13 protein-coding genes are annotated in these 15,781 nt (G+C 67.9%); 3 read left to right on the forward strand and 10 right to left on the reverse strand.

Annotation, left to right across the window (positions count from 1 at the left end; genetic code table 11):
• Nucleotides 1-46 precede the first annotated feature (46 nt).
• Entirely contained in the window at nucleotides 47-1,234 is a 1,188-nt protein-coding gene (locus tag D7Y61_RS21605; protein ID WP_180869237.1) for a benzoate/H(+) symporter BenE family transporter, read from the forward strand.
• 6 nt (nucleotides 1,235-1,240) lie between these two features.
• Here D7Y61_RS21605 and D7Y61_RS21610 read toward each other — a convergent pair whose 3' ends face one another.
• The 5 genes from D7Y61_RS21610 to egtB all read right to left on the reverse strand — a co-directional run bounded on the left by D7Y61_RS21610 (nucleotide 1,241) and on the right by egtB (nucleotide 6,566).
• On the reverse strand, nucleotides 1,241-2,014 hold the full coding sequence (locus D7Y61_RS21610; RefSeq protein WP_180869239.1) for a DUF2628 domain-containing protein: 774 nt from the start codon (nucleotides 2,012-2,014) through the stop codon (nucleotides 1,241-1,243).
• A gap of 49 nt (nucleotides 2,015-2,063) precedes the next feature.
• A complete protein-coding gene (locus D7Y61_RS21615; protein ID WP_180869240.1) occupies nucleotides 2,064-2,930 on the reverse strand; it encodes a D-hexose-6-phosphate mutarotase in 867 nt (288 codons plus the stop codon).
• A 40-nt stretch (nucleotides 2,931-2,970) separates the two neighbouring features.
• Nucleotides 2,971-4,239 (reverse strand): lytic murein transglycosylase, encoded by a 1,269-nt coding sequence (locus tag D7Y61_RS21620; protein WP_180869242.1) that lies wholly within the window; start codon nucleotides 4,237-4,239, stop codon nucleotides 2,971-2,973.
• An 84-nt stretch (nucleotides 4,240-4,323) separates the two neighbouring features.
• Complete coding sequence (gene egtD, locus D7Y61_RS21625) at nucleotides 4,324-5,298, reverse strand: L-histidine N(alpha)-methyltransferase (RefSeq protein WP_180869244.1); 975 nt, start codon at nucleotides 5,296-5,298, stop codon at nucleotides 4,324-4,326.
• Nucleotides 5,295-6,566 carry an ergothioneine biosynthesis protein EgtB gene (gene egtB / locus D7Y61_RS21630; protein ID WP_180869250.1) on the reverse strand — a complete coding sequence of 424 codons (1,272 nt, stop codon included), beginning with the start codon at nucleotides 6,564-6,566 and terminating at the stop codon, nucleotides 5,295-5,297. The genes egtD and egtB overlap by 4 nt, the downstream gene beginning before the upstream one ends.
• Nucleotides 6,567-6,716: 150 nt before the next feature.
• Between egtB and D7Y61_RS21635 the strand changes: the two genes are divergently transcribed.
• Nucleotides 6,717-7,997 carry a GGDEF domain-containing protein gene (locus tag D7Y61_RS21635; RefSeq protein WP_180869245.1) on the forward strand — a complete coding sequence of 427 codons (1,281 nt, stop codon included), beginning with the start codon at nucleotides 6,717-6,719 and terminating at the stop codon, nucleotides 7,995-7,997.
• Between the two features lie 3 nt (nucleotides 7,998-8,000).
• On the opposite strand, the gene D7Y61_RS21640 is transcribed toward D7Y61_RS21635, so the two are convergent.
• Nucleotides 8,001-8,393 carry a YchJ family protein gene (locus D7Y61_RS21640; protein WP_180869247.1) on the reverse strand — a complete coding sequence of 131 codons (393 nt, stop codon included), beginning with the start codon at nucleotides 8,391-8,393 and terminating at the stop codon, nucleotides 8,001-8,003.
• A gap of 102 nt (nucleotides 8,394-8,495) precedes the next feature.
• Here D7Y61_RS21640 and D7Y61_RS21645 point away from each other — a divergent pair, with 102 nt between their 5' ends.
• Nucleotides 8,496-9,275: a sulfite exporter TauE/SafE family protein gene (locus tag D7Y61_RS21645; RefSeq protein WP_154264859.1), complete on the forward strand. Its 780-nt coding sequence runs from the start codon at nucleotides 8,496-8,498 to the stop codon at nucleotides 9,273-9,275.
• A 105-nt stretch (nucleotides 9,276-9,380) separates the two neighbouring features.
• Here the strand turns inward: D7Y61_RS21645 and D7Y61_RS21650 are convergent, their stop codons facing one another.
• The 4 genes from D7Y61_RS21650 to folE all read right to left on the reverse strand — a co-directional run bounded on the left by D7Y61_RS21650 (nucleotide 9,381) and on the right by folE (nucleotide 15,659).
• Nucleotides 9,381-12,761, reverse strand: a complete 3,381-nt coding sequence (locus D7Y61_RS21650; protein WP_106549123.1) for an ATP-binding protein — start codon at nucleotides 12,759-12,761, stop codon at nucleotides 9,381-9,383.
• Between the two features lie 16 nt (nucleotides 12,762-12,777).
• Entirely contained in the window at nucleotides 12,778-13,479 is a 702-nt protein-coding gene (locus tag D7Y61_RS21655) for a DUF4194 domain-containing protein (RefSeq protein WP_180869248.1), read from the reverse strand.
• The gene (locus tag D7Y61_RS21660; RefSeq protein ID WP_121504949.1) at nucleotides 13,466-14,935 is read right to left on the reverse strand and encodes a DUF3375 domain-containing protein; all 1,470 of its coding nucleotides are present in this window, start codon (nucleotides 14,933-14,935) and stop codon (nucleotides 13,466-13,468) included. The genes D7Y61_RS21655 and D7Y61_RS21660 overlap by 14 nt, the downstream gene beginning before the upstream one ends.
• Nucleotides 14,936-15,047: 112 nt before the next feature.
• Nucleotides 15,048-15,659, reverse strand: coding sequence for a GTP cyclohydrolase I FolE (gene folE, locus D7Y61_RS21665; RefSeq protein ID WP_004141296.1), 612 nt, complete (start codon nucleotides 15,657-15,659; stop codon nucleotides 15,048-15,050).
• Between the last annotated feature and the right edge of the window lie 122 nt (nucleotides 15,660-15,781).

A 15,781-nucleotide genomic window follows, 5' to 3' on the forward strand; every position in this document is an offset into this window, starting at 1 on the left:
CGCCACAAGGGCTATCAATGCACGGATGCACAGTGGAGAGACGGCAATGAACATGCGGGTGCGGCAAGCGTGGTGGCGCGACCTTTCAGTACCGGCCCTCGTTGCCGGCTTCATTACTGTGCTGGTCGGCTTCGCCAGTTCGGCCGTCATCGTGTTCCAGGCTGCGCAAGCCGTCGGTGCCAACCAGGCACAGATCGCCTCATGGATGTGGGCACTGGGACTGGGCATGGGTGTCACCTGCATCGGGCTGTCGCTGCGCTATCGCGTGCCGGTGGTGACCGCGTGGTCGACACCGGGCGCGGCGATGCTGGTGGTCGGTGCGGGCGGTGCCTCGCTCTCTGAAGCGACCGGCGCCTTCCTGCTTGCTGCGGTGCTGGGCATGTTGGCCGGATTCTCCGGCATCTTCGCCCGGTTGATGCAGCGGGTGCCGATGGCGCTGGCCGCCGGCATGCTGGCCGGCGTGCTGCTGCGCTTCGGCCTGGACGTGTTCGTGGCCATGAACACCCAGCTGGTGCTGGCGCTGGCGATGTTTGCCACCTGGCTGGCTGGACGCCGCCTGTTGCCACGCTATGCGGTCATCGCCACCCTGCTGGTCGGCATCGCGGTCGCGGCCAGCCGTGGCCTGCTGCACGCACAGCAGGTACAGCTGCAACTGGCGGTACCGCAGTGGGTGACCCCATCCTTGTCCTGGACTGCGGTGGCCGGCATCGCCCTGCCCCTGTTCGTGGTCACCATGGCCTCGCAGAACATTCCGGGCGTGGCGGTGATGCGGGCATCCGGCTACGACGCCCCGGTGTCGCCGCTGATCGGCTGGATCGGTGTGGTCAATACGCTGTTGGCACCGTTCGGTGCGTACGCGCTGAACCTGGCGGCAATCACCGCGGCGATCTGCATGGGCCGCGATGCCCATGAGGACCCGGCACGACGCTATACCGCCGCCATGGCGGCAGGTGCCTTCTACATCGTCATCGGACTGTTCGGTGCCACCGTAGCCGCACTGTTCGCCGCCTTCCCGAAGGAGCTGGTGGCCTGCGTGGCAGGTATCGCGCTGTTCGGCACCATCGCCAACAGCCTGGCCAGTGCGCTGGCGGTGGAGCGGGACCGCGAGGCGGCACTGGTCACCTTCCTGGTTACCGCCTCGGGCGTTTCACTGGCCGGCATCGGCTCGGCGTTCTGGGGCCTGGTGGCCGGTGCGCTGTGCCTGCTGGTGCTGCGGCCCCGTCAGGGCCGCTGACCCACCCTACCCCACCAATGCGGCGCCGACGGTGCTCAGTACCACCGCGATGACGATGGCGATCAGTGTGGCGACGACGCTGGTGCCGCCGCGCGCGGTCAGCTCGCTGCGCAGCCGTGCGTCATCGCCGCCGGTGACGGCACGTGCCTGGGCGATCTGGCGCTGGCAGTGCGCCAGATACCACGAATTGCCGAAGATGCCGGTGGTGATGCTGAGCGCAAAGGTGATGACCAGCGACAGGCCATCGGGCACATCCAGCAAGGTCTCGACCACGCTGACCAGCAGCAGCAGACCAGCCCACATCGCCGCCAGGCGGTACATCCTGCGGTACATCATCCAGATCAGGCCGAGCAGGAATGCCGGCCAGTGCCAGGTGCCAGTGCCCGTGGCAATGCCCTGATCCAGCCGCCAGCGCTGGCGATAGATCGGGAAGTTGCCGCCGACCACGCTGGCATACAAGGCCATCTCGCCCTCCAGTCCGGCAGCCGCAGCCACATCCGGTGCAGCGACCGGCGCACGATAGGGGTCGGACGGATCGCCGACGCTCGGCGCAATGCCCTCAGCCGCAGGCGCTGCGTCGATATCCAGGACCGGAGCCACCTCGACCTGCGTTGAGGCCTGATCCAGCTCCGCCAACGGCCGCCAGGAGGGCATGCCCTCGCACCAGAGCAGCGTTCGCGCCGTGACCGTCCCTTCCCGCTGCAGCTGGCGAAGACCGGCCAGATCCACCGGCCCACTGCTCTGCCTGCCATTGGCGTACCACCATTGTGCTTCCTGCATGTTTTCCGTCCTTGCTACTGCATCGACAAACTGAAACCGCTGCCAGCGCCTACAGCCCGGTACTGGCCAGGGTCTGCACCAGCTGATGGCGCTCACCCGGCGCAAGCGTAATCTGCTCCGGGCCTGCGTTGGCCACTTCCAGGCAAACGTAATCGTGCCAGCCATCGCCGACATCGGCCATCCTGGCTGCGGCCTCGGCCCCGGGATTCCAGGCCACCAGCGTCTGGCTGCCTTCGCTACGGATCTCGATCCGCCGCTGCAGTACGGGATCATGCAGCAAGTAATGGCCGCCGGCACCGGTATAGATGCGATCGCTGCGACCGGGATCACGCGGATCGCGCAATGACCACGGTCCCTGTTGCAGGCGCAGCTGCGCATAGTCCTCGTACTTGTCCAGGTACTGCAGGCCATCAAGGCCCTCGACCTCGACCCGGTTGGCATCGCCCACCCGGAAATAGCTGTGCAGAGCCTGGGTGAAGGTCACCGGCGAGGTTCCTGTGTTCTCGGTGACCAGCTGCTGGCGCAGCTGGCGGCCGATGCGCAGCTGCATCTGCAGGCGCAGGCCGGGATCGGCGCAGGGCGCAGGCGCCAACTGCAGCTCGACCTCACCGTCATCGCTCTGACTGGCCTGCAGAAGCTCCCAGGGCGCGGTACGTACCAGGCCATGCGCCGGTACATCGGCGCTCTGGCCTTGACGGCCGAACCATGGCCAGCACACCGGAACGCCACCGCGGATGGGCGTGGGCAGCTCCGCGCGCGTCGGCGAAAGCCACAGCAGATCGGGCTGCCCATCGGGAATGAACGACAGCAGTTGGCCACCAAACACACTGACGACCGCCGTGGCGTTGGCGGTTCGCACCTGCCAGGCCTCCAGGCCGTGATACAGGCCGGTGCTGATGTCCGGATTCGACTGCATGCGATGACGCTCCTTGAAGACCGCGGCGATGATGTCGCGGTCAACGTGCCGCCGGCAAGGCCTTCTGCGCAGCGGGTGCGATGGCGGCCGCCTCTTCCTGCAGCGCGCGCAGGATGCGTTGGCCGGCACGCCCATCGGCGTTGGCCCAGCCCAGGCGCTGCTGCTCGGACTGGATCGCGCGACGGGTGGCGGTACCGATCATGCCGTCGGCGGTACCGATGTCGTGGCCACGCGCCAGCAGCAGGGTCTGCAGCTGACGGCGTTCATCGCGGCCGATGCCGGGATCATCCGTCGGCCAGGCGGTAGCCAGCCCGTTGCCGCCACGCAGCTGGTCGGCCAGCGTGGCGATCGCCAGCGCATAGCTTTCGGCGGCGTTGTAGCTGTAGATCGCGTCATAGTTGCGGAACACCAGCAGCGCCGGACCCTTGATCCCTGCCGGCAGCAGCAGGGCGGCGCGCGCATCCGCCGGCAGGTTGGCCGGAGCCAGCACACTGCCATCCAGCGCGGTCAGGCCCTGCGCACGCCAGTCGGCCAGGGCGCGACGCTGGGTACGTCCGGCCTGGCTGGCGTTGAAGCCAGCGGGAACAAGAACTTCCATGCCCCACGGCTCGCCACTGCGCCAGCCGGCACGCTTGAGGTAGTTGGCGGTGGACGCCAGCGCATCGGGAATGCTGCCGACCAGATCGCGGCGGCCATCGCCATCACCGTCCACGGCGATGCGTGCGTAGGTGCTGGGCATGAACTGCGTATGCCCGAAGGCACCGGCCCAGGAACCGGTGAGGCCCTGTGCCTGCAGGTCGCCGCGGTCGATCAGCTTGAGCAGTGCCAGCAATTCACCGCGGAAGAAGGGTTGGCGACGGCCGGCGCAGGACAGCGTGGCCAGTGACTGCAGCAGGGGGCGCTTGCCGAACACGCGGCCGTAGTCGCTCTCCACGCCCCAGACCGCGACGATGGTGGCCGGATCGACGCCGTACTGCGCCGATAGCCGGCCGAGCAGGTCGCGGTGCTGCTGCAGCAGGGCGCGACCATCAGCCACGCGCTGGCGATCGACCAGCGCGGCCAGGTAGTCCCAGATCGGCGTGGTGAATTCGGGCTGTGCATCAAGCAGGCCGAGCACGCTGGGGTCGGGCGTGAGGCCAGCGGTTATCTCATTGAAGCGATCGGCGCTGATGCCCTGGCTGGCGGCCGTGGCCTGCAGGCCCGTCAGGCAGCGGCTGAAGGCCGGATCGACGCTGGCATCCGGTGCTGCAGGCAGCGCGGGAAGCGAGGCGAGAGCGGCCGCCAGGCCGAGCGTGGTCAGAATGGGCATGGCGTCCTCCGTGTTGCCGTTGCACGGCCATCTTAGGGGTAGCGGTGCTGCTGAACCTGAAGAGGTACCGGCTGGCCGTCCGCGCTAGGTGGCACGCAGCAGGCGCAGGCCGTAGGCGGGACTGTCGGCATTCCAGCGCTGCGTGGCCTGCAGTCCCGCCTCCTGCAGCAGCACGTCGAAGCTGTCGTCGGTGTACTTGTGGCTGTACTCCACGCGAATCGGTTCGCCGGCGGCAACGTGGAAGGTGCGACCATCCAGATGCACATCCTGCGGCCCACGGCTGACCAGATCGGTTTCGATGCGCAGCCGCGCGGTGCTGTAGCGGGCACGGTGGCGGAAGCCGTCGAGGTCGAAGTCGCTGCCGATCTCGCGGTTGAGGCGGGCCAGCAGATTGAGGGTGAACGCGGCGGTGACACCCTGTGCATCGTTGTAGGCCGCCTCGATCAACGCCGGGTCCTTGTGCAGATCGATGCCGACCAGGGCCAGGCCATCACGGCCCATGGTCTGGCGCATCGCGCGCAGCAACGCGATGGCATCCTCTTCGACGAAATTGCCCAACGTGGAACCGGGGAAGAACAGCAACCTCCGCGCGGGTTCGCGTTCGGGCATGGGCACGGCAACGGGACGGGTGAAGTCTGCACAGACCGGCAGCATCTCGACCTCGGGCAGCGCCGGGGCCAGATGGTCGATGCTGGACAGCAGCGCGGCACGCGAGATTTCAATCGGTGTGTAGGCCACCGGGTCGTGCAGGGCGGCCAGCAGCAGCGCGGTCTTGCGTCCGCTGCCACTGCCCAGCTCCACCACGTGCAGGCGCGGGCCAGCGGTGCGGGCGATGTCCGGCAGCACACGCGCCAGCAGGGCCAGCTCGGTGCGCGTCGGGTAGTACTCGGGGGTCTGCGTGATCTGCTCGAACAGACGCGAGCCGCGTGCATCGTAGAAGTACTTGGACGGTAGCTGGCGGGGCGTGCGCGACAACCCGGCCACCACGTCGGCCAGGATCTGCTGGCGCCCGGGGGTGAGATCGGTCAATGCCTGCAGCGCGTCCTGCACCGTACTCATGCAAGATCCTTGGCCAGGCGCAGCCCGGAGAACTGCCAGCGCGCCGGTGGCATGAAGAAGTTGCGGTAGCTGGCGCGCACATGGCCACGGGGCGTGGCACAGCTGCCGCCGCGCAGCACCCATTGGCCACACATGAATTTGCCGTTGTATTCGCCAAGGTTGCCGGCAAAGGGGCGGAAGCCCGGGTAGGCGCCATAGGCGCTGTGGGTCCATTCCCAGACATCACCGAACAGCTGGCGCAGTCCACCGCCCTGCCCGGCCTGTGGGTGCAGGCGATTGTCATCGGCGAAATGGCCGCGCGGCGGCAGCGTTGCAGCCGCGGCTTCCCACTCGAACTCGCTGGGCAGGCGCGCACCTGCCCAGCGGGCACAGGCGTCGGCCTCGAAGTAGCTGAGATGGCAGACCGGCGCATGCGGGTCCAGTTCGCGCCAGCCGCCCAGGGTGTATTCGCGCTGCAGGCTGTCGTCCCAGTACAGCGGGTGCTGCCAGTCTTCGGCTTCACGCACTGCCCAGCCTTCACTGAGCCACCAGCGCGGTTCGCGGTAGCCGCCGGCATCGATGAAGGCACGGTACTCGGCATTGCTGACGGGACGCTCGGCCAGTGCGTGTGCGGGGAGCAGCACGCGGTGCGGCGGCGATTCGTTGTCGTAGGCGAACGCGGCGTGGCGCGGCCAGGCGGCAGCGCCGACGGTGACGATGCGTTCGGGTGATTCGATCCAGCCCTGGGCACTGGCAGCGCCGGGGACGGTTGGCAGGTCGTCGCGGTAGGCCGGCTGCAACGGGTTACACCAGAACGCGTGCTTGATGTCGGTGAGCAGCAGTTCCTGATGCTGCTGTTCGTGCTGCAGGCCCAGCTGCAGGTGCTGCAGCGCCTGCTCATCAAGGTCACCTGCCGCCAGCCGCGATTGCACCTGTGCATCGACCTGCTGGCGGTAGTCGCGCACCTGCTGCAGCGATGGCCGCGACAGCAACCCACGCTGCGGCCGGGCATGCGCCGGACCGATGCTCTTGTAGTAGCTGTTGAACAGGTAATCCCAGGCCGGGTCATGCGCCGGTGCAGCAGCGAAGCCCGCCAGCACGAAGCGCTCGAAGAACCAGGTGGTGTGGGCCAGGTGCCATTTGCTTGGGCTGGCGTCGGCCATGCTCTGCAGCATGGCGTCCTCGGCGCTGAGCGGCGCGGCCAGTTGCATGCTGCGCGCACGCACCCGTGCGAACTGGTGCGCGAGATCGTGCTGCGGGGCAGCGACGGCGGCGGGTACGCTGTCCATGTGGGCAGCATCGGCGCTGGACGGTGAGTGCGATGTCATGGTTCGGCGTCACTTCGTTCACATGGATGAGCCTTTCGCATTCAAGAAGCCGCCACGAACGCCGCTAACGGCAATGCTGCGGCCGCGTCGTCACCGCGCTGGAATTCCTGCTTGCCCCTGCATCCGCTCCGCCAGCCTGCGCACTACCTGTTCGTGCTGCCCGCCCTGCTGGTTGCCGTGGTGGTATGGACCGCATTGGACACCGCAGATGTGGCCAGCCCGGCGCAGCGCATCCTGCCCTGGCTGCTGGCCTGCCTCGGTGCCGGCCTGGCCCTGCTCTACCACCAGGTACGTCCGCTCTGCCTGCTGCTGGTGGTGGCGGTCATGTTCGCGCTGCTGCACCAGGATGTCGGCGGCTACCTGCGCAGCGGCCATGTCGGCGCGCTGACACCGCTGCGCTTCCATGCCATCTCGGCGTGGCTGCCGTTGCTGTTCGCCGGGCTGTCGTTGTGGCCGGAGCGCGGGCGGCGCCGCCACGACCTGCTGTTGCGCTCCGTCGCCAGCGGTACGGCATTGCTGATCTTCCTGCTGCTGGCCACGCAGCAGCCGCGCGGCATGCACGATCTGCTGTCGAACCGTCACTGGGCCTGGATTCCCGCCGACTGGAACGCGCTGGCGCAGCTGCCGGCGCTGCTGTTCCTGCTGGCCACGGCGGCGCTGGGCTGGCAGGCCTGGCGGCATCCGCGGCCGCTGCACACGGCAATGCTGCTGGCCCTGCTGTGCCTGTGGTGGATGCTGCCACGGGTATTCCTGCAGCCGGTGCTGCTGCCGGCGCTGAGCAGCGCCGCCCTGCTGCTGATGCTGGGTGCAATGCTGCAGGAGTCCTTCCACATGGCCTTCCGCGATGAGCTGACCGGCCTGCCCGGGCGCCGCGCGTTCAACGAGACCCTGCAGCGGGCACGCGGCACCTACAGCATAGCGATGGTGGATGTGGACCACTTCAAATCGTTCAACGATACCCACGGCCACGACACCGGCGACGACGTGCTGCGCCTGGTGGCCTCGCGGCTGGCGCGCGTGGGTGATGGTGGACGTGCGTTCCGCTACGGCGGCGAGGAGTTCGCGGTCGTGTTCCTGGACCGCCCGACAATGGCCTGTGTCGATGCCGTGGAAGCCTTGCGGCAGAGCATCGAGGACACCCGCATGCAGCTGCGTGACCGCAGCACCCGCAGCCGCGACGATGAGGCCGGGCGCCAGCAGCGCGGGCGCGGCGGCAGCGGACAGGTAGTGCAGGTAACGGTAAGCATCGGTCTGGCCGACACCCGCGTCGGTCCGCGGCCGGCGGCGGTGGTCAAGGCTGCCGACCAGGCGCTGTACGTCGCCAAGGACGGCGGCCGCAACCAGGTGCGCGCGTATGCCGAGCAGGGCGTGCTGGCAGTACGCGGTGGCTGAGGCTCAGAGCGCGTCGAGGTAGTACCAGCGGCCTTCGATGCGCAGGAAGCGGCTGTGCTCGGTCATCTTCACCGCGCTGCCGCCGCCCACCCGGTAGCGCGCGGTGAACCGGACCTCTGCGCTGTCGGCGCCAGTAACGGTGTGCTCGTGCACGGTCAGGCCCAGCCAATGCGTACGCTGGCCGGGCGCATCATCCAGCGACAACTCGGCCGGACGCGTGTCCGGGTGCCAGCTCTGGCGCAGGTAGTCGGCCAGGCCCCGCACATAGGCGCTGTAGCGCGAACGCATCAGGCGTTCGGCATCCGGCACGGCTTCACCGGCATGAAAGCGGCCGCAGCAGGCGGCATAGCCCGCGGGCAGGCCGCAGGGGCAGGGATCGGCGGGTTTTCGGCTCATGCGGGCATTGTCGCCGGGTTGCGCGGATTGATCCACGCACGGCACAGGTCGCCGGGTACAGGACAGGCGTATGCTGTCGCGCCCCCACATCGATTGATCGCCGTGCTGGAACTGGTTCCCCCTGAGTTGTGGTGGCTGGTGGTGATCGCCTTCATCGCCGGCCTGGTCGATGCTGCCGTCGGTGGCGGTGGGCTGGTGCAGCTACCCGGCCTGTTCACCGTACTGCCGCAGCAGACGCCGGCGATGCTGTTCGGCACCAACAAGTTCAGTTCGATGTTCGGCACCGGTGCAGCCGCCTGGCGCTATGCGCGCAACGTGCGCTTCCCGTGGAAGCCGGTGCTGTTCGCGGCCGGCACGGCCTTCATCTTCTCCTTCGCCGGGGCCACGGCGGTAAGCCTGCTGCCCAAGGATGCGGTACGCCCACTGGTGCTGGTGCTGCTGATCGCGATGCTGGGCTACACCCTGTGGAAGAAGGACTTCGGCGCGCTGCATCGGCCGCAGGAGATCGGCCGCCGGGAGCTGGTGATCGCGCTGGCGATCGGTGCGGCAATCGGCTTCTACGACGGCTTCTTCGGGCCGGGCACCGGCAGCTTCCTGATCTTCCTGTTCGTACGTTTCTTCGGCCTGGATTTCCTGCGCGCGTCGGCGGCATCGAAGGTGGTGAACCTGGCCACCAACGTAGCGGCGATCTCGTTCTTCGTGCCGACCGGCAACATCCTGTGGCTGTTCGCGTTGCCGATGGCAGCGGCCAACATCATCGGCTCGGTGGTGGGCACCCGATTGGCGCTGAAGGGCGGCACGCCGTTCATCCGCAAGCTGTTCGTGGGGCTGGTGGTGGTGCTGATCGCGCGGATGGCGTGGGATACGTTCCGCGGTGCGTGAGGGGCGTTATGACGTGGTAGGTGCCAACCTTGGTTGGCACGTTGTTTCAGGTCGCGAAGAGCAGCCGAGCATGGCTCGGCTCTACAGGTAGATGGACCGAGGCGCTCAGGCCTCGGCTTCTTCCGGTTCGTTGGCCTGCTGGCGGCTGCGCTCCGGCAGCTTCAGGCGCTTTCCTTCTTCGTCGTACTCGATCAGCAGCACGCCAGAATCGTGGCGGCCACTGATCTCGACGAAGCAGGCGCCACCGATGAACGGTTCCAGCGTCATCACCGACTTCAACGGGGTGGCCACCACCATCTGGAAGCCGAAGTTGTCGAAGATGTTCATCGCCAGCGCGGTGAACTCGTTGTCGGCCTTGTCAAAGGCTTCGTCGAGCACCACGGCCGCATAGCTGGGCAGCTGGCTGTCGGCACCGCCGAGCTGGTAGCGCAGTGCGGCCGCCAGGCAGGTAGTAGCCAGCTTCTGGCGCTGGCCACCGGACTTGCCGGCGCCGCTGCGGTAGATCTCGACCTGCTGGCGCGTTTCCGCATCCAGCTCGACGCCGATGAACTCCACGTGCATGCGCACGTCCAGCACCAGTTCGCGCCAGCGCTTGTCCTCGCCTTCCTGCGAGCCGAGGCGGTTGACCAGCTGGCGCAGCACGGTGAACTGCGACTCTGCCAGCTCGCGCTGCTCGGTCTGCTGCTGCGACAGCACCTCGCGCAGCTGCAGGTGGAACTCGCCCACCTCCGGCAGACGGCGGTCGCTCAGTTCGATGGTCAGCAACGTGCCACGGTTGAACGGCACCTGTTCCAGGCTGGCGTTCACTTCGTCCAGGCGCTGGCCGATCGACTTGCGGGCTTCGGCACTATGGCGCTGCAGTGCCAGCAGGTTGTTCTTGCTCTGGTTCTGCAGCAGGTCGAAGAAGCGCTCTTCGTGCTGCGGCAGGCCATCGCGCTCCAGGCGTTCGAGGCGGGCGAGGAAGTCCTCGGCCGACGCCACCGACACGGTGAAGTCGCCCGATTCCTCCGGCCACTGCTGGATGAAGCGGCGGAAGCAGCCGATCAGCTGGTTCTCGATGCGGTTGAGGTCCTGCTGCGAGGACGACAGCTGCTCGTTCAGCGCGTTGCTGACCTGGCGCATGTGCGCTTCCAGCGTTTCCAGGCTGAGCGGACCCTGCTCCTGCAGGCGCTCGGCGAGGCCGGCTTCCTGCTCCTGGGCCAGGCTCGGCAGCACCAGCGCACGGCTCTGCTGGCGTGCGCGGTCGAGGCGATCACGTTCCTTGACCAGCTGGCCACGCTCGACGCGGACGTCTTCATAGGTGCGGCGCGACTGTTCGATGTCAGCACGCACCGCGTCGATCTGCTTGGCCAGCTTGGCCAGGTCCGCATTGCCTTCGCGCAGGTCGCGCAGCGTGGCCTCGATGTCGCTCAGGCGCTGCTGCGGGGCGGCGATGTCGATCTCGTTCCAGCTGATGCTGACCAGCTCGTGGCAGGCCAGGCGGCGTTCGTTGTCGCGGTCGCGCTGACCACGCAGGCGCGCGATGTCGGTCTCGCAGCCGGCGATGCGCTTGGCCAGTTCCTGTGCTTCACGCTCGAAGGCGCCCACCTTGTCGTGGTTGTTGAAACCGAGGATCCAGCGACGGCGGTCGCCCACCGCACTGCGGTCGTCCTTCTCGAAACGATCGCCCGGATGCTTGACCTGGCCTTCGCGGGTGATGCCGCGATCGACGTTGCGCAGCTGCTTGGCATCGACACATTCGTAGTCGAAGCGCTTGCCGAGCTCGCGTCGCAGCCAGCTTTCGAACACGTGTTCGCGCAGTTCCAGCTTGTGCAGCAATGACTTCGCCGACGGTTCGCGCGCGAACGCATCATCATTGCGACGCACGCGGTAGTAGGTGAAGCGCATGCCCAGGTGGGTACGGTTCACCCACTCGGCGACGTCGTTGTAGTGCTTGTCATCGACCAGCAGCGACAGTGCGAAGCCGCCCAGCACGCGCTCGATGGCACCCTGCCAGCCCTGCTCTTCCGAGCGGACCTGGATCAGCTCGCCGACGAACGGCAGCGCCGCCTCGGCGATGCCGGTCTCTTCAGCCAGGCGCGCACGCAGCTTCTGCATCGGTGCCGGGATGTTGGACGGCGTGCGCTGCATCGCTTCGAGCTCGGCACGGACTTCACCGAAGCGGCGCTCGTCATCGCGCTTGCCGCCCAGACGATCGCTGATCGCGTCGTCCAGCGCCGAAGACGCACGCTGGCGGTCCTGCAGCTCGTTCTGCGCGCGCTCGACCAGCTCGGCGAAGCCGTGGGCGTCGTCCGGCAGTTCAGCCTGCAGCTGCTGCGCGGCCTGGCTTGCCTGCTCGCGCTTGGCCTGGCGGCGGTCGCGCTCGGCTTCGGCACGGCCCTGCTCGCGTTCCAGTTCCTCGATGCGCTCACCGCCCTGCTGGCGGCGCTGCAGTTCCAGCTCGGCCAGACGCTCGGTGTGGTTGTCGAGTGCGGCACGGCGCTGGGCTTCCTCGCCCAGCAGGCCACGGTCACGCACGTCCATCTCGCGCAGGCGCGCTTCGATCAGCGCCTGGCGGCGGCTTTCGCGGAAGCTGTCGACGCCGAGCTTCAACGCTTCGTCGTCGCCACGCTGGCGGTGCATTTCCTTCAGGTCGTTGTAGTAGGCGCGTGCCGGCAGCAGGGTTTCCACCTGGCGGCGCGCGGTGACCACCGCCTGGTGCGCGCCATCGAGCTCGGCAAAGTCGCTGACCAGGCGCTCGGCGGCGTCGAAGGTCTTCGGCGTGTCGAGCATGAAGTCGCGCAGGAAGACATTGAGGTCGCCCAGGTTCTTCGCCGACTGCGTCTTGTGCAGCAGGCGCAGCGCCATCTCGTTGTCGATGCCGAGCAGGTCGCGGAAGCGCTCGGCGTAGCCGGAGAAGGTGTCGAAGTGGTGCAGGTCGGACAGCTTCTGCTTGAGCTTGCGCAGGTCCAAGTCGAAACCACCAAGGTCCTTGGCGATGTCGAACGGGCGCTCGGCGATCATGTAGTGCTTGCGCACATCGCCGGCCGAGGTGCCGTTGCCGGAGATCCACAGCAGGCGCACCAGGCTGACCACGCGGCCATCGCCGGCACGGTATTCCAGCACCAGCGCGGTCCAGGTAGCGCCCTTGCGCAGATATTGGGTGGCGATTTCGCCGGTGCCGCTGTCCTGCTGGTCGGCCCACGCGCCACGCACGTAGGACACCAGGTTGCGGTCGCGGCCACTGCGCTCGGCTTCGCGGGCGGCGGCGTTGAAGTCGACGATGGCCGGCGGCGTCAGCAGCGCGGACATGGCATCGAGCAGGGTCGACTTGCCCGAGCCGGAGCGACCGACGAACAGGAAGCCGCGCTCAGCGATCGGCACTTCGGTCAGGCCGTTGAAGGTGCCCCAGTTGTGTACCTGCAGGCGGCGCATACGGAACTGCTGCAGACGCGGGTCCGGCAGGCCTTCGTTGAACAAAGCGGGAGTGTGCTTGGAGATAGCCATGCGGTGGTCGGGTCTCTCAGGCCTCGGCGGCCGGGGTTTCACGCAGCTGGCGGTAGACCGCCGAGAGCTGGGACACGTCTTCGGCGGAGAACAGCAGCTTCAGCGCCGGCGAGACTTCGTGGCGGTCTTCCTGGCCGCTGAGGCGGGTCAGGATGTGGTTGTCCTTCATCTTCTGCACCGCCGAAGCGACGCGGCGGTTGAAGCCGGCGCGGTCGGTGGACAGGTTCTTTTCATAGATGGCCAGCGCTTCGGCCATCTCGGCGTCGGCGACCACCGCGCGGTTGCCGCGCGCATCGGCCTCGGCCAGCTGCTGGCGCAGGTACAGCAGCAGCACCGAGTCGATGAAGGTCAGCGGCGACGTGCGCAGCAGCACCGGCGCGTCGACGTCTTCGGTATCAGCCTGGCGGGTGAACGCCACGCCACTTTCACGATCAAGAACCAGTTCCAGGAACAGATCCGCCAGCGACGAGCGGATGGCCGCCTCGCTGCGGATCAGTGCAGGCCACAGCTTGGCGTGGCGCAGCTGGTCGATGCTGGGGCCGATCAGCAGCTGGCACAGCGCGCGACGCGCATCCAGCGGCAGGCGACCGGTATCGCCGAGGTAGTACACGTCGTTGCCACGACGGGGCTGCGCCACGGTCGCCACCGGTTCGGCTTCGTAGGCGTCTTCCGCCACGTCGGCCTGCGCTGCGTCGATGGGATCTTCATGCCAGCTCATGGCGTCTCTCCTGGGTGAACCAAACCAGCGGGATGCGGGCGCGGCGGATCTGGCCGTCGCCACCACGCCATTCGGCAAGCTCCTGCTCGCCGGCGACCACGTTGCCGAAGCGCGTGCCCAGCGACAGGTAGCCGATGACGCTGCCGAGGCCCTGCGGTGCTTCGCGCTGCGACAGGGCCTGGGCGATGCTGAGCCGCGGCTGTGCATCGAGCAGGTCGTGCAGGTCGCGGCGCAGGGTGCGGAAGTCGATTTCGGATGATGCGACCAGATCGCCAACGCTTTCCAGGCTGATCGCGGCGGCGTCGTTGTACTCGACGTTGCCATCGACCTGGGCGCTGCGCGGATCGTGCAGCCTCCACTGCGACCACGAGCGCAGGCGGCTGGTGGTCAGCTGCAGGTCGCGGCCGATGCCACGCTGTGCGGGGAACTCGTCGCGCAGGGCCAGCGCTTCGGACTGCGCCTGCTTCAGCAGCTGGTTGAGGCGGCGCTGTTCCAGGTAGCCACGGCTCTGCACGAAGCCGCGCAGGCTGCGCGCGAAGTTCTGCAGCACGTCGTGCACCTGGCCACCGCGCTCGAGCATGGTGCTGGTGAAGCCGCGCAGGAAGTTGCGTTCGTTGCGGTCCAGGCGGCGGGCAAAGCCACGCGCCAGCACCGCTTCCAGCGCGGCATCGAGCTGGGCGCTCTGTTCGGCGTCGTTGAGCAGGCGCCAGAAGGCCTGGAAGCTGCGCCCGGCATCGCTCTCGCCGATCACGTCGACGCCTTCGAACAGCTGCGACAGCACGTCGCCACGCTCGCCCTCGTCGTCGATGATGCGTTCGCGGAAATCGCGGTTGAGCTGCTCGAAGTCATCACGCACGCGGCGGAAGTCCTCGGTCAGCTCGTCGGCCAGGCCGATGATCTGGCGCGCACGTTCCAGCGCGCGCTTGCCATCCAGCGCGATCACGCGGCCGGCACCGACGCGGGCGATCTCGGCGTCGATGCGGTCACGCTCGTCGCGCAGTGCCGACAGGCGTGCGTCCGGATCGGACTCGGTCTGCGCGGCCAGCTGCGAGAGCTGTTCGATGACCAGCGCCAGGCGGCTTTCGGTGGCGGCCACGCGGGCCTGCTCGAGGCCGTCGGCGAAGCGGATCGCCTGCAGTGCCGCGGTCGACAGTTCGTACTGCTCCTGGTCGGCACCTTCGGGCAGGCGGCGTTCGAGCCAACCCTGGGCCAGCCAGTGCGCGATATAGGCCTGCGCGGTACGCGGCAGGTCGCGCGACAGTTCGTCGCCGTTGAGCTGGTCCAGCGCGCGTTGCAGGCGCTCGTTGAGCACCGACGACGACAGCGTGCGCTCGCCGTCCATCAGCAGGCCCTGCAGCAGGCCGATGATTTCCGGAGCGTGGTCGGCGGCGAGCAGCTTCCACTGGGGCTGTTCGCGCAGATGGCGGTAACGGGAGATGCGTTCGCGGTGCTTCATGCAGCGAAAGGAGTCATGAGGGCTGGCGGGGACAAGCAGCCGCGCACGGCGGCCGTGCAGGCAGCCGTGGGCATGCCGGCCCGCAGGGGCCGGCGGAGTGCGGGCAAGCGGCTCAGCGCTTGCCGCCCACTTCGATGAAGCGCAGGAACTCGGCGCGGGTACGCGCGTCGTCGCGGAAGCTGCCCAGCATCTTGGAGGTGACCATGCTGACGCCGCGCTTGTGGATGCCGCGGGTGGTCATGCATTCGTGGGCGCCTTCGACGACCACGCCGACGCCGATCGGCTGCAGCACATCCTGGATGCACTGGGCGATCTGCGCGGTCATCTTCTCCTGCACCTGGAAACGGCGGGCATAGGCTTCGACGACGCGGGCCAGCTTGCTGATGCCCACCACCTTGCCGGCCGGCAGGTAGCCGACGTGCACGCGGCCGATGATCGGCGCCATGTGGTGCTCGCAGTGGCTTTCGTACTCGATGTCGCGCAGGACGATCAGTTCGTCGTAGCCGGCCACTTCCTCGAAGGTCCGCTCCATGTAGGCGCGGGGGTCGTCGCGGTAACCGCTGAACCAGTCGCCATAGGCTTCGGCGACACGGCGGGGGGTATCCAGCAGGCCTTCACGGGACGGGTCCTCACCGGCCCAGCGCAGCAGGGTGCGCACGGCATCCTCGGCCTGGTCCTGGGTCACGTCGCCCTGCGGGGCGGCCTTTTCGTTGTTCTTGCTCATTGCGTACAGCGTCCCGAACGGGGGGCGAGCATCGTACCCGACCGGGGGGTGGGTCGTCCTGTTGGGACGGTTCATCGGGGGGTCGTTGTTGGCGCGTCGTTGCTGTCGGCCTGGAGGGGGAG

The sequence above is a fragment of the Stenotrophomonas maltophilia genome (assembly GCF_013464485.1).
GTDB lineage: Bacteria > Pseudomonadota > Gammaproteobacteria > Xanthomonadales > Xanthomonadaceae > Stenotrophomonas > Stenotrophomonas maltophilia_AW.